This window comes from Nocardia flavorosea, from assembly GCF_015477805.1.
Taxonomy (GTDB): Bacteria; Actinomycetota; Actinomycetes; order Mycobacteriales; family Mycobacteriaceae; genus Nocardia; species Nocardia flavorosea_A.
The window spans coordinates 249,113-272,940 of record NZ_JADLQL010000007.1; the positions used below are offsets into that span (position 1 = coordinate 249,113).

The 23,828-nt window shown below is 66.7% G+C and carries 22 protein-coding genes and 4 tRNA genes; 18 read left to right on the plus strand and 8 right to left on the minus strand.

Annotated elements, in window-relative coordinates; genetic code table 11:
- Positions 1–55: 55 nt before the first annotated feature.
- Positions 56–1,108: an aldo/keto reductase gene (locus IU448_RS27230; RefSeq protein WP_195058556.1), complete on the plus strand. Its 1,053-nt coding sequence runs from the start codon at positions 56–58 to the stop codon at positions 1,106–1,108.
- On the opposite strand, the gene IU448_RS27235 is transcribed toward IU448_RS27230, so the two are convergent.
- The 4 genes from IU448_RS27235 to IU448_RS27250 all read right to left on the minus strand — a co-directional run bounded on the left by IU448_RS27235 (position 1,102) and on the right by IU448_RS27250 (position 8,328).
- Entirely contained in the window at positions 1,102–5,538 is a 4,437-nt protein-coding gene (locus tag IU448_RS27235; RefSeq protein WP_195058557.1) for a bifunctional nitrate reductase/sulfite reductase flavoprotein subunit alpha, read from the minus strand. The genes IU448_RS27230 and IU448_RS27235 overlap by 7 nt on opposite strands.
- Before the next feature lie 111 nt (positions 5,539–5,649).
- Positions 5,650–6,357: a demethylmenaquinone methyltransferase gene (locus IU448_RS27240; protein ID WP_195058558.1), complete on the minus strand. Its 708-nt coding sequence runs from the start codon at positions 6,355–6,357 to the stop codon at positions 5,650–5,652.
- A gap of 316 nt (positions 6,358–6,673) precedes the next feature.
- Positions 6,674–7,816: a glycosyltransferase family 1 protein gene (locus IU448_RS27245; RefSeq protein WP_324188731.1), complete on the minus strand. Its 1,143-nt coding sequence runs from the start codon at positions 7,814–7,816 to the stop codon at positions 6,674–6,676.
- A gap of 5 nt (positions 7,817–7,821) precedes the next feature.
- Entirely contained in the window at positions 7,822–8,328 is a 507-nt protein-coding gene (locus tag IU448_RS27250; RefSeq protein ID WP_280457105.1) for a DUF3592 domain-containing protein, read from the minus strand.
- Between the two features lie 567 nt (positions 8,329–8,895).
- Here IU448_RS27250 and IU448_RS27255 point away from each other — a divergent pair.
- Entirely contained in the window at positions 8,896–9,402 is a 507-nt protein-coding gene (locus IU448_RS27255) for a DUF2505 domain-containing protein (protein WP_195058559.1), read from the plus strand.
- Between the two features lie 167 nt (positions 9,403–9,569).
- Here the strand turns inward: IU448_RS27255 and IU448_RS27260 are convergent, their stop codons facing one another.
- The 3 genes from IU448_RS27260 to IU448_RS27270 are packed head-to-tail and all read right to left on the minus strand — an operon-like array spanning position 9,570 to position 11,768.
- Positions 9,570–10,022: a VOC family protein gene (locus IU448_RS27260; protein WP_195058664.1), complete on the minus strand. Its 453-nt coding sequence runs from the start codon at positions 10,020–10,022 to the stop codon at positions 9,570–9,572.
- A gap of 18 nt (positions 10,023–10,040) precedes the next feature.
- Entirely contained in the window at positions 10,041–10,493 is a 453-nt protein-coding gene (locus IU448_RS27265; protein ID WP_195058560.1) for a helix-turn-helix transcriptional regulator, read from the minus strand.
- 3 nt (positions 10,494–10,496) lie between these two features.
- On the minus strand, positions 10,497–11,768 hold the full coding sequence (locus tag IU448_RS27270) for a geranylgeranyl reductase family protein (protein WP_195058561.1): 1,272 nt from the start codon (positions 11,766–11,768) through the stop codon (positions 10,497–10,499).
- Between the two features lie 138 nt (positions 11,769–11,906).
- Between IU448_RS27270 and IU448_RS27275 the strand changes: the two genes are divergently transcribed.
- Together IU448_RS27275 and htpX are read left to right on the plus strand one after the other, a co-directional pair.
- Complete coding sequence (locus IU448_RS27275; protein ID WP_195058562.1) at positions 11,907–12,929, plus strand: polyprenyl synthetase family protein; 1,023 nt, start codon at positions 11,907–11,909, stop codon at positions 12,927–12,929.
- Between the two features lie 273 nt (positions 12,930–13,202).
- The gene (gene htpX / locus IU448_RS27280; protein WP_195058563.1) at positions 13,203–14,075 is read left to right on the plus strand and encodes a zinc metalloprotease HtpX; all 873 of its coding nucleotides are present in this window, start codon (positions 13,203–13,205) and stop codon (positions 14,073–14,075) included.
- 6 nt (positions 14,076–14,081) lie between these two features.
- Here htpX and IU448_RS27285 read toward each other — a convergent pair whose 3' ends face one another.
- A complete protein-coding gene (locus tag IU448_RS27285) occupies positions 14,082–14,573 on the minus strand; it encodes a YajQ family cyclic di-GMP-binding protein (RefSeq protein WP_195058564.1) in 492 nt (163 codons plus the stop codon).
- Positions 14,574–14,870: 297 nt separating this feature from the next.
- Here IU448_RS27285 and IU448_RS27290 point away from each other — a divergent pair.
- From IU448_RS27290 to IU448_RS27355, 14 genes are all read left to right on the plus strand, one after another.
- Positions 14,871–14,956, plus strand: a tRNA-Tyr gene (locus tag IU448_RS27290).
- Positions 14,957–15,141: 185 nt separating this feature from the next.
- A tRNA-Thr gene (locus IU448_RS27295) sits at positions 15,142–15,214 on the plus strand.
- 69 nt (positions 15,215–15,283) lie between these two features.
- Positions 15,284–15,356 (plus strand) — tRNA-Met (locus IU448_RS27300).
- A gap of 44 nt (positions 15,357–15,400) precedes the next feature.
- A complete protein-coding gene (gene rpmG, locus IU448_RS27305; protein ID WP_011211653.1) occupies positions 15,401–15,571 on the plus strand; it encodes a 50S ribosomal protein L33 in 171 nt (56 codons plus the stop codon).
- A gap of 429 nt (positions 15,572–16,000) precedes the next feature.
- Positions 16,001–17,023, plus strand: a complete 1,023-nt coding sequence (locus IU448_RS27310) for a fused (3R)-hydroxyacyl-ACP dehydratase subunits HadA/HadB (protein ID WP_195058665.1) — start codon at positions 16,001–16,003, stop codon at positions 17,021–17,023.
- Positions 17,024–17,302: 279 nt separating this feature from the next.
- Positions 17,303–17,375, plus strand: a tRNA-Trp gene (locus tag IU448_RS27315).
- 26 nt (positions 17,376–17,401) lie between these two features.
- Complete coding sequence (gene secE, locus IU448_RS27320) at positions 17,402–17,773, plus strand: preprotein translocase subunit SecE (RefSeq protein WP_195058666.1); 372 nt, start codon at positions 17,402–17,404, stop codon at positions 17,771–17,773.
- 120 nt (positions 17,774–17,893) lie between these two features.
- On the plus strand, positions 17,894–18,670 hold the full coding sequence (gene nusG, locus IU448_RS27325; protein WP_195058565.1) for a transcription termination/antitermination protein NusG: 777 nt from the start codon (positions 17,894–17,896) through the stop codon (positions 18,668–18,670).
- A gap of 86 nt (positions 18,671–18,756) precedes the next feature.
- Positions 18,757–19,191 (plus strand): 50S ribosomal protein L11, encoded by a 435-nt coding sequence (gene rplK / locus IU448_RS27330; protein ID WP_195058566.1) that lies wholly within the window; start codon positions 18,757–18,759, stop codon positions 19,189–19,191.
- Between the two features lie 255 nt (positions 19,192–19,446).
- The gene (rplA, locus tag IU448_RS27335; RefSeq protein WP_195058567.1) at positions 19,447–20,160 is read left to right on the plus strand and encodes a 50S ribosomal protein L1; all 714 of its coding nucleotides are present in this window, start codon (positions 19,447–19,449) and stop codon (positions 20,158–20,160) included.
- 143 nt (positions 20,161–20,303) lie between these two features.
- Positions 20,304–20,861 (plus strand): NADPH-dependent FMN reductase, encoded by a 558-nt coding sequence (locus IU448_RS27340; RefSeq protein ID WP_324188732.1) that lies wholly within the window; start codon positions 20,304–20,306, stop codon positions 20,859–20,861.
- A gap of 345 nt (positions 20,862–21,206) precedes the next feature.
- Entirely contained in the window at positions 21,207–21,746 is a 540-nt protein-coding gene (rplJ, locus tag IU448_RS27345) for a 50S ribosomal protein L10 (RefSeq protein WP_195058569.1), read from the plus strand.
- 92 nt (positions 21,747–21,838) lie between these two features.
- Complete coding sequence (gene rplL / locus IU448_RS27350; protein WP_195058570.1) at positions 21,839–22,222, plus strand: 50S ribosomal protein L7/L12; 384 nt, start codon at positions 21,839–21,841, stop codon at positions 22,220–22,222.
- 313 nt (positions 22,223–22,535) lie between these two features.
- Positions 22,536–23,624 carry an ABC transporter ATP-binding protein gene (locus tag IU448_RS27355; protein ID WP_195058571.1) on the plus strand — a complete coding sequence of 363 codons (1,089 nt, stop codon included), beginning with the start codon at positions 22,536–22,538 and terminating at the stop codon, positions 23,622–23,624.
- Positions 23,625–23,828 lie beyond the last annotated feature (204 nt).

A 23,828-nucleotide genomic window follows, 5' to 3' on the forward strand; every position in this document is an offset into this window, starting at 1 on the left:
AGAGTGGTGTACCTTCAGGATTGTTAATGAAACTGTAGACCCTTTAGGAGTCGAAATGGAATACCGCCGCCTGGGAGCCTCCGGCCTGACCGTCCCCGCACTGAGCTTCGGCGCCGGCACCTTCGGTGGTCGCGGAGAGCTGTTCGGAGCCTGGGGGGATACCGACGTCGAACAGGCCCGCCGCCTGGTGGATATCAGCCTGGACGCCGGGGTCACGATGTTCGATACCGCCGATGTGTACTCCGACGGCGCTTCCGAGGAAGTGCTCGGCGCCGCCATCCACGGCCGGCGCGATCGCCTGCTGCTTTCCACCAAGGCGAGCCTGCCCACCGGACCCGGCCCCCTCGACGCGGGATCGGGCCGCAGCCGGTTGATCGGCGCTGTAGAAACCTCGCTGCGCCGGCTCGGAACCGACCATATCGACCTGTTCCAGTTGCACGCATTCGACGCCCGCACCCCGGTCGAGGAGGTTTTGCACGCCCTCGACGACCTGGTCCACGCGGGCAAGATCCGCTATCTGGGCGCCTCCAATTTCGCTGGTTGGCAACTGATGAAATCGCTGGCCGCCGCGGACCGCCACGGTCTCACCCGCTACATCGCCCACCAGGTGTACTACTCGCTGGCGGGACGGGACTACGAGTGGGAGCTCATGCCGCTGGGCGTCGCCGAAGGGGTGGGCGCGGTGGTCTGGAGCCCGCTCGGCTGGGGCCGGCTGACCGGCAAGATCCGCCGTGGCCGGCCGCTGCCGGAGGGCAGTCGGCTGCACCGCACCGCGGAAGCCGGGCCGCCGGTGGACCAGGAACATCTCTACAACGTCGTCGACGCCTTGGACGAGATCGCCGCCGAAACCGGCCGGACCGTCCCGCAAATAGCGCTGAACTGGCTGCTCACCCGCCCGACCGTCGGCACCGTGATCGTCGGTGCGCGTAACGAGGAGCAGTTACGGCAGAATCTCGGCGCGGTCGGCTGGAAACTCACCGCCGATCAGATCGCGCGGCTGGACGCCGCCAGCGCCCTCACCCCGCCCTACCCCTACTACCCGTATTATCGCCTGGCCGATTTCACCCGGCTGAACCCGCCCGCCGTACCGGTGGCAGCGGTTCAGTAGACGTCGCGGACGTAGCGCTTCTCGGTCATCAGCTGTTTCCTGAAGGCCAGAGCGCCGTCCTCGTCCAGATTTCCGTGGATGCGGGCGATGCGCAGCAGGGCCTCGTCGACATCCCCGGCCATCCGCGCGGCGTCACCGCACACATAGAAATGGGCGCCGTCGCGCAACCACGACCACAGCTCCGCGCCGTGTTCGATCATCCGGTGCTGGACGTAGATCCTTTCCCGCTGGTCGCGGGAGAAGGCCAGATCGAGTCGCGAGAGGTGGCCGGAGCGAAACATATCCTCGAGTTCGGTGCGGTAGTAGAAATTCTGCGTCGCGTGCTGGTCGCCGAAGAACAGCCAGTTCTTCCCCGTGGCGCCGAGGGCGCGGCGTTCGTGCAGGAAACCCCGGAACGGCGCGATACCGGTGCCCGGGCCCACCATGATCATCGGCACGCTCGGATCCAGCGGAGGCCGGAAATGCGGGGCACGCTGCAGGAAGATCGGCACGGCCGCGGCGGCGCGATCGGCCAGGAACGTCGAGCACACGCCGCCGCGCCGCGCCGCCGAGCCCGTGACCCGCGGATCGCCGTACCGGACGATCCCGACGGTCAGTTCCACCTGCCGGGGACTGACCAGCGGGCTGGAGGAGATCGAATACTGCCGCGGTTGCAGCTTTTTCAGAATGTCGAGCCACTCCACGAGGTCGGCCCGGAACGGGAAATCGCGCAGCACGTCCACCAGTTGGCGGTCCCACAGATAGCCGGCCAGCTCGTTGCGGTTGTCGCGGCGCAGCAGCTTGGCCAGCCGGTCGCTGGGATTGCGGCCGGCCACGAACTCCAGCAGATCCCGGGAGACCGCGGCGATGTCGTAGTGCGTGCACAGGGCCTGTTCCAACGGCATCTCAGCACCACCCGCGGTGACCGGACGCCGGGCGTCCAGACCGGTCGCATCGAGGAATTCGGCGACCAGCGACGGGCAGTTCACCGGCCACACCCCGAGCGCATCGCCCACCTCGTAACGCGCGTCCGACCCGCTGAGATCGAACGCGATCCGCCGCACCTCCTTGCCGGCGCCGGAGGTCGTCAGCAACTCGTTGCGGGCCAGCCGCGCCGGCACGGGTGATGCACGAGTGAAGGGTGCAGGCGCAGGACGCCGCAAAGGCGCGCTGCGGTCCGGAACGGCCGCCGCGGCACCGCCCTGCGTAGCGGCCGACGACCGACGGTGGAGCGCGCCGCCGATCGTGCCGGCAACTGGGCTGCCGGCGGGCCTGGCCTGATCGCCGGCTCGGGAACGCTCGGCCGCATCCCGCCGGGGCTTGTCGCCGGGACTCGCGCCCGCACCGGCGGTGTCTGCGGCCCGCTCACCGCCGTATCCGCCGAGTGCCGTGATCACCTCGTCCAACCAGGACGAACCGGGTTCGGCGAAATCGGGTTCGCAGTCCACGCGCGGTAGCAGCCGGGTCGCGCCGCGCTCGGCGAACGCCGTATCGAGCCGCCGGCCGTGGCCGCAGAAATCCTCGTAGGAGGAATCACCCATGGCGAACACCGCGAAACGGGTGCCGGTGAGCCGGATCGCGCTGTCCGCGAGCCGGGTCCAGAAATCGGCGCCGTTGTCCGGCGGGCCGCCGTCGCCGAACGTACTGCTGATCACCAGGACATCGCCTGCCAGCGCGGCGAGATCGCAGGAATCCATATCGATCAGCTGCGGCCGGTACCCGGATTCGGTGAGCCGCTGGGCCGCGGTGGCCGCGAACTCCTCGGCGTTTCCGGTCTGTGATGCCCACAGCACCGTTACGGCCGGATCCGTTGTGCTGCCCGGCATTTCCATCGAATCCGGGCGGCCGGCTCGCGAGTACATACCGGCGAGCAGCCCGTCCACCCACAGCCGGCTCTGCTCCGACAACGGCGCGGTTTCCGGAAGGACGGGCTGCCCCGACACCGGCAGGGACTGTAGTGCCGCCAGATATCCACCGAGGTAGATCCGCTCGGCTTCGCCGAGGGCGGGCGAGGCCGCCGTGTCCAGGCCGAGAATCGCCGCGAGCGGGTGGATTCCGGGGCTTGCCGCACGCTCTTGCCGGCTCCCCGCCGTCACCGGAGATCCGGCGGGAACCACCGGTGCGACCCGGCGCAGCGCGACGGCGCACGCCTTGAACTCCGGTTGCAGCGAATCGACGTCCACCGCATCGTTGGTGACCGCGTTGACGGTCAGGTACTCGCCGTGTTCGTCGTTCCAGTGGAACGGGGCGAAACATCCCCCGGGCAGGACCCGGTCGCTGATCCGCACGGGTAGTACGGCGCGACCCCGCCGGGAGGTGATCTCCACCAGTTCTCCCGGGGCGAGCCCCAGTTCACGGGCATCGTCGGGATGGACCTCGGCGAACGGCTCCGGATTCAGTTTGCTGAGCTTGCCGATCCGGCCGGTTTTGGTCATCGAATGCCACTGGTGTTGCAGGCGACCGGTATTGAGCAGGAACGGGTAGTCGTCATCCGGCATCTCCGCCGGCGGCATATGCGGGCGCGGCCAGAAGACGGCACGGCGCGTGGGGGTGGCAAACGCCAGGCGGGGGCGGTGCCCGCTGGCGTCGACGAAGGGTTCCCGGCCGCTCCCTTCGTTGAGGTAGCGGATGGGGTTGCGGCGCTGCGCCGGGTCCGGGCACGGCCATTGCATCGGACCCTCGCGCAGCCGCTCGTGGCTCATACCGCGCAGGTCGTAGCCGGTGTCCGGATTGGCGAAGCGGCGGATTTCGTCGAAGACCTCGGCCGCGCACGCGTACTCGAACCCGGGAAAGCCCATGGCCGTCGCCACCTGAGCGATGAGCTGCCAGTCCGGCCGTGCCGCACCGGCCGGTTCGACCGACTGCCGCTGCAATGTCACGGTGCGTTCGGAATTGACCACGGCGGCATCCGACTCGGCCCACAGCGTGGCGGGTAACAGCAGGTCGGCATAGGTATTGGTGGCGGTGTCGGTGTAGGCGTCCTGGGTGATCACCAATTCGGCGGCTTCCAGCCCCGCGATCACTGTTTTGCGATTCGCCACCGTGGCAACCGGGTTGGTGCAGATGATCCAGGCTGCTTTGATCGTGCCGGCCGCGAGCCGGCGGAACATTTCCACGGTGCCCGGCCCGGCCTCGGCGCGGATGGTTCCCGGCGGCAGGTCCCAGGCAGTTTCCACGAAGGTCCGGTCGGTGGGGGACAACACGCTGCGCTGTCCGGGCAGCCCCGGACCCATATACCCCATTTCCCGGCCGCCCATGGCATTCGGCTGGCCGGTCAGCGAGAAAGGCCCGCTACCCGGCCGGCAGATGGCGCCGGTGGCCAGATGCAGATTGCACAATGCGTTGGTGTTCCAGGTGCCGTGGGTGGATTGATTCAGGCCCATCGTCCACAGGCTCATCCATTCGCCCGCCGCGCCGATCCACCGGGCCGCGGTGCGGATATCCGCCGCGGCCAGGCCCGTGATCGCGGCGACCCGGTCCGGGGTGTAGGCGGCGAGGAAATCCGGCATCGCGGCCCAGCCCTCGGTGTGCTCGGCGATGAACTGCTCGTCGATATCACCGGCCTCGACCAGCAGTTGCAGCAGCCCGTTGAGCAGTGCGAGATCGGTTCCGGGCCGGATCTGCAGGAACAGATCCGCGCGGGCGGCGGTATCGGTTCGCCGCGGATCCACCACGATCAGTTTTGCGCCGGACTTCAGCCGTTCGGCCATGCGCAGAAAGAGGATGGGGTGGCAATCGGCCATATTCGCCCCGATGACGAAGAACAGGTCGGTGCGGTCGAAATCATCGTAGGAACCGGGCGGCCCGTCCGCGCCCAGCGACTGCTTATAGCCGGTTCCGGCGCTGGCCATGCACAGCCGGGAGTTGGCCTCCATGTGCGCGGTCCGCAGAAACCCTTTGGCGAGCTTGGTGGCCAGATACTGCGCCTCCAGCGACATCTGCCCGGAAACGTACAGGGCGATCGCGTCGGGCCCGTGCTCGTCCAGGATCGCCCGTAACCGCGCCGCGGCCTCGGTCACGGCCTCGTCCACCCCGACCGGCTCCGGCTCGGCCCCGCGCCCGGGACGGCGATACGCGGTGGCCATCCGGCCCGGCGCCTGCATCAGTTCGAGGTGGGTGGCGCCCTTCGTACACAGCCGCCCGGTATTCGCCGGATGTAGTTTGTCGCCGCTGACCTGCGCGATCACCGGAGATCCGGTGGTGCCCGGCGTGGTGGTGACCTCGATTCCACAGCCCACTCCGCGGTACGAGCACGCCGTTCTGGTCTTGCCCGGCCGCGGGTTGCTGTATCCACCGGCCGTAGCCGAGGCTCCGGCGTGATCGCGCGGCGCCGCCGCCTCCGAGCCCGATTCGCGTGGGCCGTATCCCGCGGGCGCAACCGAGGCCCCGGCGTGGCCGGATCGCCCGGCCGTATCCGGGCCGGACTGACTCGTGTCGTATCCCTCGGACATGTCCCCGATGGTGCCCGCGGGCGGTTTCCCCCGGTTTGCCCGATGTTATCGCCGCATCACATTCCACTTCACCGGCGAAAATCACAGCTGTGAGGAAAATGAACCGGTGCGTCAGCTACCGAGTTTGTATCCCCGGTGCAGCGCGACCACCCCGCCCGTGAGGTTGCGCCATTTCGCCCCGGCCCAGCCCGCCTCCGCGACCCGGCGGCCCAGTTGCCGCTGATTCGGCCAGGCGCGGATGGATTCGGCCAGGTAGACATAGGCGTCCGGATTACTGCTGACCGCCCGCGCGACCCGCGGCAGTGCCTTCATCAGGTATTCCATGTAGACCGTCTTGAACACCGGGATCACCGGGGTGGAGAACTCACAGATCACCAGCCGGCCCCCCGGTTTGGTGACGCGGAGCATCTCCCGCATCGCGAGATCGATATCGGCGACATTGCGCAGGCCGAACGAGATCGTCACCGCGTCGAAGGAATTGTCGGCGAACGGTAGCGCCATGGCATCACCGGCGACCATCGGTACCTTGCGGAACCGTCCCGCGGCGAGCATGCCCTGGGAGAAGTCGGTGGCCACGCACCAGGCTCCCGATTTGCCCAGTTCCACGGTGGAGACACCGGTCCCGGCCGCCAGATCGAGTATCCGCTCGCCGGGCCGCGGGGCGATGGCCCGCCGGGTCATCCACCGCCAATATCGGTCCTGCCCGGCCGAGATGACGGTATTTGTCAGGTCGTATCGTCGCGCCACCCCGTCGAACATCGAAGCGACCTCGTGCGGTTGCTTGTCCAACGAGGCCCGAACCGATTGCGTTTTCGCCACAGCCCGACCCTACTCGGCGCCCCCGTCGTATCCACGAGCCGACAGGGCCACATCTGGTGGGCGCCGGTAGCTCGAGAGGCGGGCCCGTCGGCCACAGTTGTGCATGTCGGTCGCGGTGGGTTGTTCGGTCGTGCCGTGGGCCGGTCGGTCACGGGCCGGGGGACGGGGCGGGCCCGGCGGCACCCGGACACCGAAGAATCCGCCGGCAATGGGGAGTCCGTCACCGGTCTGGCGCCCACGATCTGGGCCGGTTGCGTTGCCGTCGTGGAGTTCTGCCCGCACCACCGGGGCCGCACCTGTGGCGTGCGCGCACCGATCAGGCCGAACGCGACAGCTGGTACTCGATGCCGGTCACCTCGGTGTAGTGGCCCATGAGCTCGGTGCACAGGGCCGGCCAGGTGCGGTGCAGCACCGATTTCCGGGCGGCCGCACCGAACCGGGCGCGTAGCTGCGGATCGCGCAGTGCCGCCACGGCGCCCGGCAGCAGTTCGGTGAACTCCGCGACCGGCAACAGGTAGCCGTTGCGGCAGCCGGCGATGAGATCGCGAGGGCCGCCGGCGTCGGGGCCGATCACCGGTACCCCACAGGCCAGGGCCTCCTGGACGCCCTGGCAGAAGGTTTCGTGTTCGCCGGGATGCACCATCACGTCCAGACTGGCGTAGGCCTGCGCGAGTTCGTCGCCGCCGAGTTCGCCGGTGAAGACCGCGTCCGGCAGCAGTGCAGCCAGCTTCGGCCGTTCCGGTCCGTCGCCGACGATCACCAATCGAATGCTCGGATCACCGGCCAGCACCGCGAGCCGCTCCACATGTTTTTCCGGCGCCAACCGGCCGACGAAGCCCACTACGAGCCGACCTTGTCCGCCGAGCCACTCGTCGCGCAATCGCGGGTTGCGGGCGGCCGGGTCGAACCGCGCCGCGTCGACTCCGCGCGCCCACCGGTGCACGCGCGGAATACCGTGCCGGGCCAGACTCTCTGCCGCGGCGCTCGACGGCGCCAGGGTGCGGGTCGCGCCCTCGTGGATCCGCCTGGTCCACCCCCACGCCGCGCGTTCGGCCAGACCGAGCCCGTAACTCTTGGCGAAGCCCGCCACATCGGTCTGGTACACCGCGATCGCGGGCAGGTCCAGCCGCAGCGCGGCGGCCAGACCGCCGGCGCCCAGCAGGAACGGGGACGCCAGATGCACCACATCGGCATCGAAATCGTCCAGTACCCGCACCATTCCCGGTTGCGGCAGTCCCACGGGCAGCGAACTGATCTTCGGCACCATCACCGCGGGTACCCGGTGCACCGGAAACCGGCCGTGCCGCCGCGGCGCGGGAGGACGTCCGCGCAGCGTATCCGGCGCGATGACGAGTGCCTCGTGTCCGTGCCGGTCCAGATGCTCCAGCACCCGCAGGACCGAGTTCACGACGCCGTTCATATTCGGGAGGAAGGACTCGGCAACGATGGCTACGCGCACACGGGTCAGTCTGCGGGGTCGCGGGCCCCCGGGACGCGTCGCCGATATGACACCGGGTCGAAGATCCGGCGAACACTCATCGAACCGGTTTCCGCACGCAACAGCAGCCACAAGGTGGGCAGCGTCAGTGCCCAGACAGTGGCGAGGACCGACAGCGCCGGTGGTATCGCGACCCGCACATCGCGGCCGGCCACGCGTACCAGATCCGGGTCGGCGCGGTTGTATTCGACATTGATCCGTTCACCCGCGGTCAGGTTGGTCGGGTACAGCACGCCGACCTTGGGGTTGTGGGTCACGCCGTCCGGCGTGACGTACATCACCGCCGAACGCAAACGGCCGGCCGACAGCACCTCACCCGTTGTTTCGCCCTTGTCGGATTCGATCAGGTAGTCGTTGCGCCAGGCCGCGAGGACCAACAGCACCACCAGCACGCTCACCGAAACGGCGGCGATCAGCACGCCGAGGCGGATCCGCCGCAGCCGCTCGGCCCGCGCCGGAGAATCGGGCGGCACGGACTGCGCGGGCACTCTATCCGCCGGCAGGGATTCTGCCGGCACATTCTCCGCCGACACGGATTCTGCGGGCGAACTCCCCGCCGGGGCGGATTCAGCGAGTTCCGGCTCGGCCGGTTCGCCCAGCTCGTGCACGGGATCGGGCGGCTCGGCCACATCAGCCTGGTCGGGCACGCTACCTCCTTTCGGATTCGATCCCTGCCGGTGGTCCGTGACCGGTGCCGGCGGATATCCAGATCGCGACGAAAGCCATGGGCCCCGCTCGCCGCAGCAGCACCGGGGCCACGGCACCGCAACAGCCTAACGGGCGTCCCCGCGCGTGGTGTCCGGGTCCGGGTGGCGCCGGCGCCGGTCGGCCCGGGCGTCGAGTTGCCGATAGGCGCGTACGGTGTCGTCGCGCACGAGGGCGGCGTCACAGGGTTGCCGAGTCACCTCGATGGCCGGCGGGACCTCGGGGTGCGGGTCGCCCCGTGTTGCCGGGCGCTCGAAGGCGCGGTGCCGCCGGCTGAGCGCCGGGCGGAAATGAGCGGAAGGTGAGTGCGGCAGGTTCGGCTACTGTGGGCGCTCATGGCCCGCAAATTCGGCTTCACACTGACCTATCCGATCCCGGTCGCCGAACTCCACGCCGCGCTCACCGGGGAAGAACTGTGGCGCGACCGCTTCGCCGGTGCGGAGACAGCCACTCTCGATCTGACCCATCCGGGCGGACCGGGCACCATCCGGCTCGCGATGAGCGAGAAGATCCGCCCGGAGAAGATCCCCGGCATCGTTCGCAAGGTCCTCAAAAGCGATCTGGTCGTGACTCGCGTGGACAACTGGCAGCCGCTCACCGGTGATACCGCCGAGGGCACCTTCGAGGGCACCTCGTCGGCCATCTCCTCGGAGATGACCGGAACCTACCGGCTCCGGCCCGCGGGCGACGGCTCCGAACTGGAGGTCTCCGGTTCGGTGAAGGTCAAGGTCCCCCTGGTCGGCGGCGCCATCGAACCCCTGGCCGAACAGTTGCAGCGGCGAGTGGTGGAAAGCGAACGCAAATTCGTCCTGAAATGGTTCGCCGAGCGCGCTAACGCCTGATCCCCGCCACCCACCCCTGCCTGCCGCCCGTGAACATCGCGGGCGGCAAGCAGGAACCGAAACCCTGTGTGCGGCGGTGCGCCGAGATCACCGGGCCTCGGCGAGCAGGCTCGCGTCCGGATTTCCGGAATCGCCGACGCCCTCGCTCCCGGACCGGCGTCCGCACCTCAGCGCCCTTCGCCGGGCGCCTCCATCGCGGCGGACGGGTCGAACTCTTTGGGCTCGACCATGACGAGCCAGTTCCCGGAGTTGTCCCGGAAAACGGCCTCCACACCGTAGGGCCGCTCCGACGGCGGCTGCACGAAATCCACGCCTTTGGCCGTCAACTCCTTGTACGCCTGCTGGCAGTCCTTCGTCGTGAGCCCCAGTGAACCGTGGGTGCCGTTGGCCAGCGACCGCCGGATCGCCTCGGCGAGGTTGTCGTCCAGCGGCGGGCCGGGCACCATCAGGGTCACCTCGAGTTCCGGATGGTCCGGTTGGGCCACGGTCACCCAGCGGAAACCGTTGTCGCCCATCTGCACATCGGCGGTCTCCACGAAGCCGAGGGTGTCGATGTACCAGTTCTTCGCCTCGGTCTGATCGGTCACGTACACCGTGACCAGCGAAATATTGGTGATGATCGGGGTCATGAGATGAGCCTAGGCAGGTCGTGAAGGCTGTGGCTTCTCCGAAATTGCGGTGTCCGGCCGACGGTCGGACAGCCCGTGCATGAACACATAACAGCCGGCGATCCGCGGCGCGCCGTCGGCGAATTTCGCCTGGTACTCCGACGGTGAAACCCCCACCAGATCGGTGAACTTGCGCGAGAACGAGCCCAGGCTGGTGTATCCGACGAGCAGGCATACCTCGGTTACCGTCGTATTGGTGGCGCGCAAGAGATCCTGCGCTCGTTCGATCCGCCGTTCGGCCAGATACAGCGCGGGCGTGCGACCGTAGGTCGCGGCGAAACAACGCAGGAAGTGGAACTTCGAGACGCCCGCGGCCGCGGCCATCCCGTCCAGGTCCAGCGGCCGTGCGTACTCGCGGTCGATGAAGTCACGCGCCCGCCGCAGATGTGGGAGCAGATCCTCGGGAACCGGCCGCGACGCCATCGTCTACCCGAACGGTACGAGTTCGTCGAAACGCATCGACGCGCGTCCGGCGGTCCGCCACGCCCGCGCCGTCAGATCCAGATCCTCGTCGGTGACCAGATTGCCCATCACCCGGACCGCGGTGCGCTGCAGAACTTTCGAACGCATCACCGGCGGTCCGCCCATCGGCACCATCCGCGGGTGGGTCGCCAGTCCGGCGATCCGGCGCGCCACCGAGTACGTGCGCCCGTACTTACGGCGCAGCACATCCGGCCACAGCCGGGTGAGGTCGGGCTCGTCCAGTAGCCCGGCGAGCATATGCCCGCCTTCCAGCCCGTAGTCGATACCTTCGCCGTTCAACGGGTTCACACAACCGGCGGCATCACCCACCAGCGCCCAGTTGCGGCCCGCGATATTCGACACCGCCCCACCCATCGGCAGCAGGGCCGAGGACACCGCCCGCAGGGAGCCGGTCAGCTCCCATTCGTCGCGGCGCAGCGCGGTGTAGTGCTCCAGCAGTGGTTTCAACGCGATATGCGAGGGCCGCCGCTCGGTCGCCAAGGAACCGACCCCGATATTCACCTCGCCGTTGGCGAGCGGGAAAACCCAGCCGTAGCCGGGTACCAGCTCTTCCTCGGCGTTACGCAGTTCCAGATGCGAGGTGATCCACTGGTCGGCACTGCGCCCGGAGGCGATATAGGCGCGCGCGGCCACCCCGTACGCGTATTTGCGGTGCCAGGTGCGGCCGAGTTGTTTACCGACCGGGGATCGGACACCATCGGCCACGACCAAGGTCGCACAGCGGATCTCCGCCGTCCGCTCACCGGAGCGCACCACGACCCCCGTGACCCGGTCGCCGTCGCGCACCACGTCGACGACCTTGGTGCCGTCGAACATCCGGGCACCGGATTTCACGGCGGTATCACGCAGTTTGTCGTCCAGTTCGGTACGCGGAATCGCGCTGCCATAGGTCGGGAAGGAACCGGCCGGCCACGGCAGTAGAGCCTCGCGTCCGAATCCGGTCATCCGCAGACCGTGGTTGACGGTATGTGCGCGGACCCATTCACCGAGACCCAGATGTTCGAGTTCGGCGGTGGCCCGCGGGGTCAGCCCGTCCCCGCAGGTCTTGTCGCGCGGGAACTCCGCGGAATCGAGCAGTAGTACATCGCGACCCGCCCGGGCGGCCCAGGCCGCCGCCGCGGAACCCGCCGGACCGGCACCCACCACCAGCACCTGCACGTGTGCGGGCAGCGGCCCCCGGTCGCTATCGGCTGGTGTGGCTTCGGGTGCACCCATGCGGACAATAGTTACAGGCCGCGGTCTGCGCTGTCGATGGCGGTACGGTGCCAGCATGAGTGACGGTGTTCATGGGCGCTGCGGCATGGACACGCTAGGTTCATCACCGTGGGGTCGGACGCGTCCTTGGGAGAAGGTATGAGCACATCTGCTGTGAGCGAAGCCGGCACGGTGGTGGCGGGGGTGGACCTCGGAGACGCCGCCCTCGCCGCGACAGTGCGCGAAGGACTCGACCGGGTGGAGGAGTTACTGGTCGAGGAATTGTCGGCCGGCGCGTCTTTCCTGCAGGAGGCCGCGCTGCATCTGGCCAGGGCCGGAGGTAAGCGGTTCCGCCCGCTGTTCACCATTCTGACCGGCCAGCTCGGCCCCCGTCCCGATGATCCGGAGCTGATCACCGCCGGAACCGTCGTCGAACTGGTGCATCTGGCCACGCTGTACCACGACGACGTGATGGATGAGGCCACCATGCGGCGCGGCGCGCCGAGCGTGAACTCCCGCTGGGGCAACAGCGTGGCGATCCTGGCCGGCGACTACCTGTTCGCCCATGCTTCCCGGCTCACCTCCACCCTCGGGCCCGACGCGGTCCGCATCATCGCGGAAACCTTCGCCGAACTGGTCACCGGCCAGATGCGGGAAACCATGGGGGCCCGCGAGGCCGCCGATCCGGTCGCGCACTACCTGAAGGTGGTCTGGGAGAAGACGGGTTCGCTGATCGCCGCCTCCGGCCGTTTCGGCGGTACGTTCTCCGGTGCCGATCTCGACCATGTGGAACGGCTCGCCCGGCTCGGCGACGCGGTGGGCACCGCTTTCCAGATCTCCGACGACATCATCGATATCTCGTCGGTATCCGCGCAGTCGGGCAAAACCCCCGGCACCGACCTGCGGGAAGGCGTGCACACGCTCCCGGTCCTGTATGCCCTCCGGGACAACGGCCCCGACGGCGACCGCCTGCGCACCCTGCTGGACCACCCCCTCGAAACGGACTCCGAGGTCGCCGAAGCCCTCGAATTGCTCGGTCGTTCCCCGGGGATGACGCAGGCCAAGGAGAAGCTGCGGGAGTACAGCGATATCGCGCACGCGGAATTGAAAGCACTGCCCGCGGGCCCCGCGAACGATGCCCTGGTCAAACTGGTCCAGTACACGATCGAACGGGTCGGTTGACCGCTGCGCGTCCGGCGGTGCAGTCGCCGGTTCATACTCCGGCCGGTGAGCCGCGCGCGGCCACGAAGGCGCTGTGTTCTCGGCGTGCCGGTGCACGAGGGGCCTCGGCGTGCACGTGCACGAGGACCTGCTCGGGATCCTTCCGGCAGCACCGCCTCGGCCGGGTGGCAGGCCGAGGAGGCAGGAACTCCGGGAGCGGCTCGGTCGTTGACGCCGTGTAGCGGTTCTGGCCGAAATTCGCGCGTCTGAGCGCGTCACCTATACAGGAGTGCTATGCACGGGCACGGGTTTGCGAATGGGTTCAAAACGTTCGGGCTCATGGTCGGTCTTTCCGCGCTCATCGTGCTGGCGGGCGCGGCGTTCCGGAACACCACTATTCTGGTGATCGCGGTAGTGCTCGCTGTGGCGATGAACGGTTATGCGTATTTCAACAGCGATAAGCTCGCGCTGAAAGCGATGCGGGCGCAGCCGGTGAGCGAGATCGAGGCGCCGGTGATCTATCGCATCGTGCGTGAACTCGCGACCACCGCACGGCAACCGGTGCCCCGGCTGTACATAAGTCCCACGAATGCGCCGAATGCGTTCGCGACCGGGCGTAATCCGCGGCATGCGGCGGTGTGCTGCACCAGCGGTATCCTGCAGATTCTGGACGAGCGGGAATTGCGGGCGGTGCTCGGTCACGAACTGTCGCACGTCTACAACCGGGACATTCTGATCTCGTCGGTCGCCGGGGCGATGGCGGCGGTGATTTCCGGTCTGGCGAATTTCGCGTATTTCGCTGCCGCGTTCGGCGGTAATCGGGGCGGTTCCGGTCCGAATCTCATCGGGGTGCTGCTGGTATCGCTGCTGGGGCCCATTGCGGCGGGTCTGATCAAGCTGGCGGTTTCGCGTTCCCGCGAATACCAGGCCGACGAATCGGGGGCAGAGTTGACCGGTGATCCGCTGGCGCTGGCCTCGGCGCTGAGGAAATTGGAGCGCGGGGTGCAGGCGGCGCCGCTGCCGCCCGAACCCCGGCTCACCGCTCAATCGCATCTGATGATCGCCAACCCGTTCCGGGCCGGTGACCGGATGGCCCGGATGTTCTCCACGCATCCACCGATGTCCGATCGGATCGCGCGGCTGGAACAGATGGCCGGGCGGCGCTGAGCGGTTCTAGCGGTAGTTCACGAACTGCAGCGCGATTCCGAAATCTTCCCCTTTGAGCAGCGAGATCACGGCCTGCAAATCATCGCGCTTCTTGCTGGTCACGCGTAGTTCGTCACCCTGGATCTGCGCCTTGACGCCCTTGGGGCCCTCGTCGCGGATTTTCTTGGAAATCTTCTTCGCATGTTCGGTATCGATGCCCTGTACCAGCGAGCCGGTGATCTTATAGGTTTTGCCCGAGGCGACCGGCTCGCCGGCATCGAAGGCTTTGAGGGAGATATCCCGGCGGATCAGCTTCTCCTTGAAAACCTCGAGTGCGGCTTTGACCCGCTCCTCGGATTCGGCGGTGAGTACCACTTTGTCCTCGCCCGACCATTCGATGCCGGCACCCGTTCCCCGGAAGTCGTAGCGCGTGTTCAGTTCCTTCTCGGCCTGGTGCAGCGCGTTGTCGACCTCCTGCCGTTCGACCTTGCTGACGATATCGAATGATGAATCGGCCACACTGCGCTCCTGTTCACTGTTGGATCACCCTGAGTCCTTACGCAAGCTACCTGCTTCTCGAAATGGCACCGCATGAGCGGTCGGGCCCGGAGGCGGCGGCACGTCGTCACCGCGAACGGCACCCGTTCGTCCGCCCTCGGTATCGCACCCCGGTACTGCCTCGGCCCGGCCGGGCGGACGGCTGGATTTCGGTTGAACGGGTGATCTGGCCAGCCGGTTTGCATTCCGGGTGCGGGTTCGTTGTATCCTGCTCAGCGCACTCGAAAAGTGATCGCGAGATCGCCGAGTGCGGTTCCAGGCAGGTTGCCCGAGCGGCCAATGGGAGCAGACTGTAAATCTGTCGGTGAAAGCCTACGTAGGTTCGAATCCTACACCTGCCACCACGAACCCCCGCCGGTGAAATCCGGTGGGGGTTCTGTCGTCTCCAGGGCGTCGCGTATCGTTCGAGACATTCGAAAAATGCCCTCTGACCACCCGGTTTGGTGCTGCCGGTGGAGAGTGTGTACTCTCGTTCAAGTCTTCGAGGCAACGGGCAGGAGATCATCCGGTTCCGCTGCGGAGAAGTCGCGCCCCCTTAGCTCAGTCGGCAGAGCGTTTCCATGGTAAGGAAAAGGTCAACGGTTCGATTCCGTTAGGGGGCTCGCCGGATTGCCGGTGGTGTCCGACTCGGCACTCCAAGCCGCGACGTCGCCGTCGCAGATGGCGCATAAGGCGGTGTAGCTCAGGCGGTAGAGCAAACGACTCATAATCGTTGTGTCGCCGGTTCGAGTCCGGCCATCGCTACCCATACTGATTGACCCTCTGGTTGACCGGAAAGAAGGCATATCGTGGCCGCGAAGTCCACCGATGTCCGGCCAAAGATCACCTTGGCCTGCGAGCAGTGCAAGCATCGCAACTACATCACCAAGAAGAACCGGCGTAACGACCCGGATCGGCTGGAGCTGAAGAAGTTCTGCCCGAACTGCGGTACGCATCGCGCGCATCGCGAATCCCGCTGACCCTCCAAGCACGTGGCGTCGCCGCTTCGGCGGCGACGCACCATCTGCCGGGGCAGACCGGGTGACACCGACGGCTATGCCGTGCGCGCGGATCGCAAGGATGTATCCGCCGCGCCACGACGCGCATATTCGGTCAGCTACCGTTGAAGTTCTCTCATCGGCGGTTTCGCCGCCCGTTCGCGGTCGGCAATGGGCCGCGATATCGGCCGGGCGGCTGTACGGTCTCCCTCTCGACTTGGCCCGGCTATCACCTACTGGACTCACGTCCAGTCGCCGACCGGCATGGGCGGGTCAGGCCCGGAGGCGGTAGCGATGCGTCACCACGCAGGGCCCCCGCGCATGCTAAATCGACGCAGACTCCGTGCTGCGGGGTCGGATAGGTACAGTCCTCCCGTGACAACGAACACCGGAACAGACGAAGTGACCGCGATGGAAGCGGAGTTCGATCCCGCCGCCCATGCGGCCGCTATGGTCGGTCACCACTACCGCGTCGACGACTACTACGAGGTCGGCCGCGAGAAGGTCCGTGAGTACGCCCGCGCTGTACAGGACAGCCACCCGGTGCACTGGGACGAAGATATCGCGCTGGAGTACGGCTACGACGGTCTGGTCGCGCCGCTGACCTTCATCTCCCTGGTCGGCATCCTGGCTCAGCGCAAACTCTTCGAGACAGTCGTCACCGGTTACGACCTGAGCCAGATCATGCAAACCGATCAGATCCTGGAATTCCACCGCCCGATCCTGGTGGGCGACCGGTTGACCTGCGATGTCTACCTGCATTCTTTCCGTCAGGCCTTCGGCGGCGACATCATCGTCACCAAGAACATCGTCACCGATCAGCACGACGAGGTGGTGCTCACCACCTACACCACCCTGGTCGGGCGCAGCGGCGGGGATATCGACCCCAACCTCAACGAGGCCGTACGCAAGGTCCTGATGCACGGCATGGAAGCGTCCATGCCCGATCACACGCCACGTTCGCATCCCGCGCCACCGGCGCCGGCGGCGCAGAGCGCCGTGCCCACCCGGTTCGCGCGCTCGTTCGACGATGTCTCCGTCGGCGAGGAACTGCCCGTCCGGACGGTGCGGCTGACGCGCGGTGATCTCGTGAACTACGCCGGTGTCTCCGGCGATGCCAACCCCATCCACTGGAGCGACGAGGTCGTGAAGCTGGTGGATCTGGAGACCTGTGTCGGTCACGGCATGCTCTCCATGGGCCTGGGTGGCGGATTCGTCACATCCTGGCTGGGTGATCCCGGCGCGGTGAAGGAGTACAACGTCCGGTTCACCAGCCCGGTCTTCGTGAGTGCGACCGAACCGGCCGAGGTCGAATTCAGCGGCAAGATCAAATCCGTTGATCCGGAAACCCGCACCGCGGTGATCGCCATCGTTGCCAAATCCGGTGGCCGCAAGATTTTCGGCCGGGCCACAGCAACCGTCCAGTTGTCCTGACCTGGTCGAGCGCCCCGGATTGGCTTCTGCTGGTGGCCGTGCCGTACACTCGGGTTTCTGGGGTCACCAGCCGATGCGCGCTGCTCTGCAAGGCTGGTTCCAGGCGGGGTTCTCGAGTATCGGCCGCACCGGCTGAGTAGGCTCGGGGCGTACCGGTCGAACCGGTCCCGTCGACGGGGCCGGCATCTGCCGGAGCGGCGCGCGTGTTGTGTGACACCAGCGCCGATAATTGAATACCGCAGTGTGGCCGGATGGCACGCAAGTGTCGTGTTCGGCCGAAGGGGCGTAGCTCAAATGGCAGAGCAGCGGTCTCCAAAACCGCAGGTTGCAGGTTCAAGTCCTGTCGCCCCTGCCCTCGATGCCCGGCGATGAGAGAGGATCGACGTGACCGACGAGCGGGATGACACCGCCGCCGCGCAGCGGCCGAGCGGAAAGCGCTCCGCTCGGCGGGGTCGGTCCGCCACCTCGGGCGCGTCCGATACCGGTTCGATCGCCACCATCGATCGGCCCGTGCGTAAGGACGAGAAGAAGTCCGGCCGAGCCGATCGGGACCGGTCGCGAAATCCGTTCAAGCGTTTGTTCAAGTTCCTGCGTGAGGTGATCGCGGAACTGCGGAAGGTTATCTGGCCCAACCGGAAGCAGATGATCACCTATACGACCGTTGTTCTGGTGTTCGTGGTCTTCATGGTCGCGTTCATCAGCGGGTTGGATCTGGCGTTCATCAAGGGTGTCGACTGGTTGTTCGGCTAGCCAGGCGATATCGGCGCCGGTGCCCCGATCCGCGCCCGCGGGCCGGATGCCAGACCAGACCGCCGCGCCCGAACCCGGCACGCAGAGGATGCACGTGACGACACAGGAAGCGAGTGCCCAGTGAGCACCCCGGAGAACGACACCACCGACGAGTTCCCGGTCGACGATCAGACGGCCGAGCAGGCCGCTGTACACGTCGAGGAGCCGGCGTCCGACGCCGCGCCCGGGGCCGCCGACGAGGCCGCACCTGCCCCCGCCGACGAGGCCGAGCCGGATCCGGTCGAACAGATGAAAGCCGTACTGCGGCGTGCGCCCGGCGACTGGTATGTCATCCACTCCTATGCCGGCTACGAGAACAAGGTGAAGACCAATCTCGAGACCCGTGTGCAGAACCTGGACCTCGAGGACTACATCTTCCAGGTCGAGGTGCCTACCGAAGAGGTCACCGAGATCAAGAACGGCCAGCGCAAGAGCGTCAACCGTAAGGTGCTGCCGGGCTACATCCTGGTCCGGATGGATCTGAACGACGAGTCCTGGGGCGCGGTGCGTAACACCCCCGGTGTCACCGGATTCGTCGGTGCGACTTCGCGCCCGTCGCCGCTGACCATCAACGAAGTGGTGAAATTCCTGGTCCCGGCCTCCCAGCAGAAGAAGGCGCCCGCGCCCGCTGCTGCCGCGGCCACTCCCGAAACCGCCGGCGAGACCACGGCCAAACCGGCCATCGAGGTCGATTTCGAGGTCGGCGAATCGGTCACGGTGATGGACGGCCCGTTCGCGACGCTGCCCGCCACCATTTCCGAGGTCAATGCCGAACAGCAGAAGCTCAAGGTGCTGGTCTCGATCTTCGGTCGTGAGACGCCGGTCGAGCTGGAATTCACCAAGGTCGCCAAGATCTAGCGGCGGCGCCTGTGCCTCCCGGGGCGGTTGTGCCCCGGGCCGGACCTTGCAGAGCGCAAGGAACACCACACAACTAGGAAAGAAAGATGCCCCCCAAGAAGAAGAAGCTCGCCGGGATCATCAAGCTTCAGATCCAGGCCGGCCAGGCGAATCCGGCCCCGCCGGTAGGCCCGGCGCTCGGTCAGCACGGCGTCAACATCATGGAGTTCTGCAAGGCCTACAACGCCGCGACCGAATCGCAGCGCGGCAATGTGGTGCCGGTCGAGATCTCGGTGTACGAGGATCGGTCCTTCGACTTCAAGCTGAAGACCCCGCCTGCCGCCAAGCTGCTGCTCAAGGCCGCCGGTGTGCAGAAGGGTTCGGCCGAGCCGCATCGCAACAAGGTCGCCACAGTGACCATGGACCAGGTGCGCGAGATCGCCAAGACCAAGCAGGAAGATCTGAACGCCAACGATATCGATCAGGCGGCCAAGATCATCGCCGGTACCGCCCGCTCGATGGGAATCACCGTCGAAGGCTGAGCGTCAGCGCCGGAGGCGGTAGCGCAGCGTAACCGCGTAGGCGTAGCGAAGTCTTCCCTCAGGCGCCGAGGCTGAGCGTCAGCGCCGGAGGCGGTAGCGCAGCGTAGCCACGTAGGTGTAGCGAAGTCTTCCGCGAGGTGCCGAGGCTGAGCGTCAGCGGCACTGAGGCCGGGATCGTTGTCGATCCAGTATTCGGTGGGAGGGCCGGCCAGGCCCGGTAACCACGGCTGAACCACAAATAAGGACAGAGAGAACATGGCAAAACGAAGCAAGGCGTATCTCGCCGCGGCCGAGAAGGTCGATCGCAGCAAGCTGTACTCCCCGCTGGCCGCCGCGCGGCTGGCCAAGGAGACCTCCACCACCAAGACCGATGCGACCGTCGAGGTCGCCGTGCGGCTCGGTGTGGACCCCCGTAAGGCCGATCAGATGGTGCGCGGCACGGTGAACCTGCCGCACGGCACCGGTAAAACCGCCCGCGTCATCGTGTTCGCGGCCGGTGAGAAGGCCGCCGAGGCAGAGGCCGCCGGTGCCGACGCCGTCGGCGCCGAGGATCTGATCGAGCGGATCCAGGGCGGCTGGCTGGACTTCGACGCCGCGATCGCCACCCCGGATCAGATGGCCAAGGTCGGCCGGATCGCGCGTGTGCTGGGCCCGCGTGGTCTGATGCCGAACCCGAAGACCGGTACGGTCACCACCGATGTGACCAAGGCGGTCGCCGACATCAAGGGTGGCAAGATCAACTTCCGCGTCGACAAGCAGGCCAACCTGCACTTCGTCATCGGCAAGGCGTCCTTCGACGACAACAAGCTGGTGGAGAACTACGGTGCCGCGCTGGACGAGATCCTGCGTGCCAAGCCGTCGACGGCCAAGGGGCGTTACGTCAAGAAGGTGACGGTTTCGACGAACACCGGACCGGGCATCCCGGTGGACCCGAACCGCACCCGCAACCTCCTGGAAGAGGACGCGTAAGCGCTTCCGGAATATGGATCCGCGAAACGGCGGGAGCGTCATCCGACGCTCCCGCCGTTTCGTGCATCCCGGGGCCCGGAGGCGACCTCTGCTGCCGGACCGGACTATTTTTGTGCGGCCGGTGGTTGCCGCACTATGTGACAGTGGTTTTGCTGATCTCCGGGAGTACTCGCGGCGGGTCGACCAATACGGCTGCGCTACGCACAGTGCAGGCCGTGGCGCCGGAGGGAATCGAGGCGCGCTGGTACGGCGGACTGGCCGAATTACCCGCATTCATACCTGAGGCACCCGAACCCGCCCCACCCGAGGTGCTGCGGCTGCGGGAGCATTTGGCGGCAGCGGATGCGGTGCTGTTCTGCACCCCGGAATACGCGGGGACGCTACCGGGCAGCTTGAAGAACCTCTTGGACTGGACTGTGGGTACGGGCGACCTCAACGCGAAGCCGGCGGCCTGGCTCACCGTCGCCCCGCCCGGTCGTGGTGACGGAGCAGCAGCGACGCTGGCGAGCGTGCTCGGTTACGTCGGTGCCGAAGTGGACGAGGCGATCTGCACTCGCCTGCCCTTGTCCCGAACCGATATCGGGGGAGACGGTCTCGTCGTCTCGCCGGAATTCCGGGCCGGTGCGACCGAAGTGCTGCTCCGCTTGACTGCGCGCCGGCGGGACTCCGGCACCGACAGGCCGGACGCCGCTATCCACTAGGCCGAAAGGGAGCCGGCACGTCCGGGTCGAGCCGGGTACCGCAACCGTTTTGCCAGATGGGGCAATGTGCGGCTATGCTCAACCAGGCTGTCGACCAGTTCGACACCACCAATCTGTTCTACCGAAGACCGTTGGTCGCCGATTTCGTATGGAATCGGTCGAAGGTCCGGCGAGAGTGCCGGCGGCCCACGCAGGGAGAGTCGAGGCTGGAAGTGAGCACAGATTCGTTTCTGTGCCGGATTATCTTTCGCGCCCCGGAACGCTCTGCGTCCGGGGCGCTTGTTCTTTCGCCGGCCCCTGATTCGGTAGGGCAATCCCGAACCGACATCAGAGAGGAGGCGAAGTATGGCGAAACCCGAGAAGGTTACCGCGGTCGCGGAGATCACTGAGCAGTTCAAGGGCTCGACGGCAGCAGTTATCACGGAATACCGTGGCCTGTCCGTCGGTGCCCTCACCGAACTGCGCCGTGCGCTCGGTGCCGACACCACGTACTCCGTCGCCAAGAACACCCTGGTGAAGCGCGCCGCGGCCGAGGCCGGCGTGGAGGGCCTGGACGACCTGTTCGTCGGGCCCACCGCGATCGCGTTCATCTCCGGTGAGCCCGTCGAGGCGGCCAAGGCGCTCAAGACCTTCGCCAAGGATCACAAGGCGCTGGTCATCAAGGGCGGTTACATGGACGGCGCGCCGCTGTCTGTGTCCGAGGTCGAGCGGATCGCCGATCTGGAGTCCCGCGAGGTTCTGCTGGCCAAGCTGGCCGGTGCCATGAAGGGCAACCTGGCCAAGGCCGCCGGTCTGTTCAACGCTCCCGCTTCGCAGGTGGCCCGCCTGGCCGCCGCGCTGCAGGAGAAGAAGCAGGCCACCGGCGGCGAAGCCGTCGCAGAGTAATCAGCCGGCGACTCCGCTGAGATCCGCATTTCCCGCGGAACGGTCGATCCCGGCTCGCCCGCACAGACATTCACTATCGAAAGGAAACAACAATGGCCAACGTTGACGAGCTGCTCGAAACCTTCGGCAACATGACCCTGCTCGAGCTGTCGGACTTCGTGAAGAAGTTCGAGGAGAAGTTCGAGGTCACCGCCGCCGCTCCGGTCGCCGTCGCGGGCGCTGTCGCGCCGGGCGCTGCCCCGGCCGAGGCCGCCGAGGAGCAGGACGAGTTCGACGTCATCCTCGAGGGTGCCGGCGATAAGAAGATCCAGGTCATCAAGGTGGTCCGCGAGATCGTCTCCGGCCTGGGCCTGAAGGAGGCCAAGGACCTCGTCGAGGGCGCCCCGAAGCCGATCCTGGAGAAGGTGGCCAAGGAAGCCGCCGACGCCGCCAAGGAGAAGCTGGAAGGCGCCGGCGCCAAGGTTTCGGTCAAGTAATTCCGAGCCTGTGTCCACCTAGCGTGGGCCAGGGTCTGGCGTGGTGTCACTTCGCTGTCGCCTCCAGGCCCGGCTTCGCTCGGGTTGTGGCATCAGAAATGGGCGGTTCCAGCGGGAGCCGCCCATTTTTTTGTTCGCTGGTTAACCGCGATTCTGCGGTGTGGGGGCCTCCAGCGGTGGTTACTCTTCAGTCAGGTCGGGTGTGTTACCGGGGTCCTATGCGATACAGTGGCCGGATCCACTGTGACGTGACGCACCGCTACCGGGTCAGCGGTGCAAAGTGGGTAGCTCGCTGAGAAATGTGGAGGTTGGCGTGGGCGTCGAGGTCAGGACCGAGGGTGCAACCAAGTCGTTCGGTTCACAGCGGATTTGGCAGGACGTTTCACTTACCCTGCCTGCCGGTGAGGTCAGCGCGCTGCTGGGCCCGTCGGGTACCGGTAAGTCCGTATTCCTGAAATCGCTGATCGGCCTGTTACGGCCGGAGCGCGGATCCATTTTCATCGGTGATACCGATATCACCACCTGTTCGAACAAGGAGCTCTACGAGATCCGCAAACTGTTCGGCGTGCTGTTCCAGGACGGCGCGTTGTTCGGTTCGATGAATCTCTACGACAACGTCGCCTTCCCGCTGCGCGAGCACACCAGAAAGCCCGAATCCGAGATCCGCAAAATCGTGATGGAGAAGCTGGAACTGACCGGTCTTCTCGGTGCGGAGGGCAAACTGCCCGGCGAGATCTCCGGCGGTATGCGCAAACGCGCCGGTCTGGCGCGCGCGCTGGTGCTCGATCCGCAGATCATCCTGGTCGACGAGCCGGACTCGGGCCTGGATCCGGTGCGTACCTCCTATCTCAGCCAGCTGCTGATCGATATCAACGCCCAGATCGACGCGACTATCTTGATCGTGACGCACAACATCAACCTGGCCCGGACCGTGCCCGACAACATCGGCATGCTCTTCCGTCGGCAGCTGGTGATGTTCGGGCCCCGTGAAGTGCTGCTCACCAGCGAAGAGCCGGTGGTCAAGCAGTTCCTCAACGGTCGCATGATCGGCCCCATCGGTATGTCCGAGGAGAAGGACGAAGCCCAGATGGCGCGCGAACAGGCGCTGGTCGACGCGGGCCACCATCACGGCGGCGCCGAAGAGGTCGAGGGCATCATCCCGCAGATGAAGGCACAGCCGGGTATGCCGGTACGGCAGGCCGTACAACGGCGGAAGAACCGGGTGCGCGAGATCATGCACACCTTGCCCCATGCCGCGCAGGCCGCCATCCGCGAATCGCTCGAAGAGAACGACGAGACGATGGTCATGTCCTACAACTCCGGGCAGCAGCTCGGATCGGGTGATCAAGGCAACGATTTCCCGGGTTCGGACTTCGACACGATGCAGTACCCCAAGGTGTAACGAGCTCGCTGGCGAGAAGCAGCGCGTCGGGTTTCCCACCCGGCGCGCTGTTCGTTTGTGGCCGTCCGCGGGGGCCGCCGGCCCGGGTCCGGCGCCGTTGCCACTGATCTTGTACTGCGCCCGGCAATCCGGCAGACCACCAGGTCGGCACGTGCACTTGACGAGTTTCGCCGGACCAGTCACGCTATTGGAGGCAGCATCAGT

Bases quoted from the DNA above. Each gene is read 5' to 3' on its own strand.
- IU448_RS27230 (WP_195058556.1), top strand. From the start codon at position 56: ATGGAATACCGCCGCCTGGGAGCCTCCGGCCTGACCGTCCCCGCACTG.
- IU448_RS27235 (WP_195058557.1), bottom strand. From the start codon at position 5,538: ATGTCCGAGGGATACGACACGAGTCAGTCCGGCCCGGATACGGCCGGG.
- IU448_RS27255 (WP_195058559.1), top strand. From the start codon at position 8,896: ATGGCCCGCAAATTCGGCTTCACACTGACCTATCCGATCCCGGTCGCC.
- IU448_RS27265 (WP_195058560.1), bottom strand. From the start codon at position 10,493: ATGGCGTCGCGGCCGGTTCCCGAGGATCTGCTCCCACATCTGCGGCGG.
- IU448_RS27270 (WP_195058561.1), bottom strand. From the start codon at position 11,768: ATGGGTGCACCCGAAGCCACACCAGCCGATAGCGACCGGGGGCCGCTG.
- IU448_RS27275 (WP_195058562.1), top strand. From the start codon at position 11,907: ATGAGCACATCTGCTGTGAGCGAAGCCGGCACGGTGGTGGCGGGGGTG.
- htpX (WP_195058563.1), top strand. From the start codon at position 13,203: ATGCACGGGCACGGGTTTGCGAATGGGTTCAAAACGTTCGGGCTCATG.
- IU448_RS27310 (WP_195058665.1), top strand. From the start codon at position 16,001: ATGGAAGCGGAGTTCGATCCCGCCGCCCATGCGGCCGCTATGGTCGGT.
- rplK (WP_195058566.1), top strand. From the start codon at position 18,757: ATGCCCCCCAAGAAGAAGAAGCTCGCCGGGATCATCAAGCTTCAGATC.
- rplA (WP_195058567.1), top strand. From the start codon at position 19,447: ATGGCAAAACGAAGCAAGGCGTATCTCGCCGCGGCCGAGAAGGTCGAT.
- rplJ (WP_195058569.1), top strand. From the start codon at position 21,207: ATGGCGAAACCCGAGAAGGTTACCGCGGTCGCGGAGATCACTGAGCAG.
- rplL (WP_195058570.1), top strand. From the start codon at position 21,839: ATGGCCAACGTTGACGAGCTGCTCGAAACCTTCGGCAACATGACCCTG.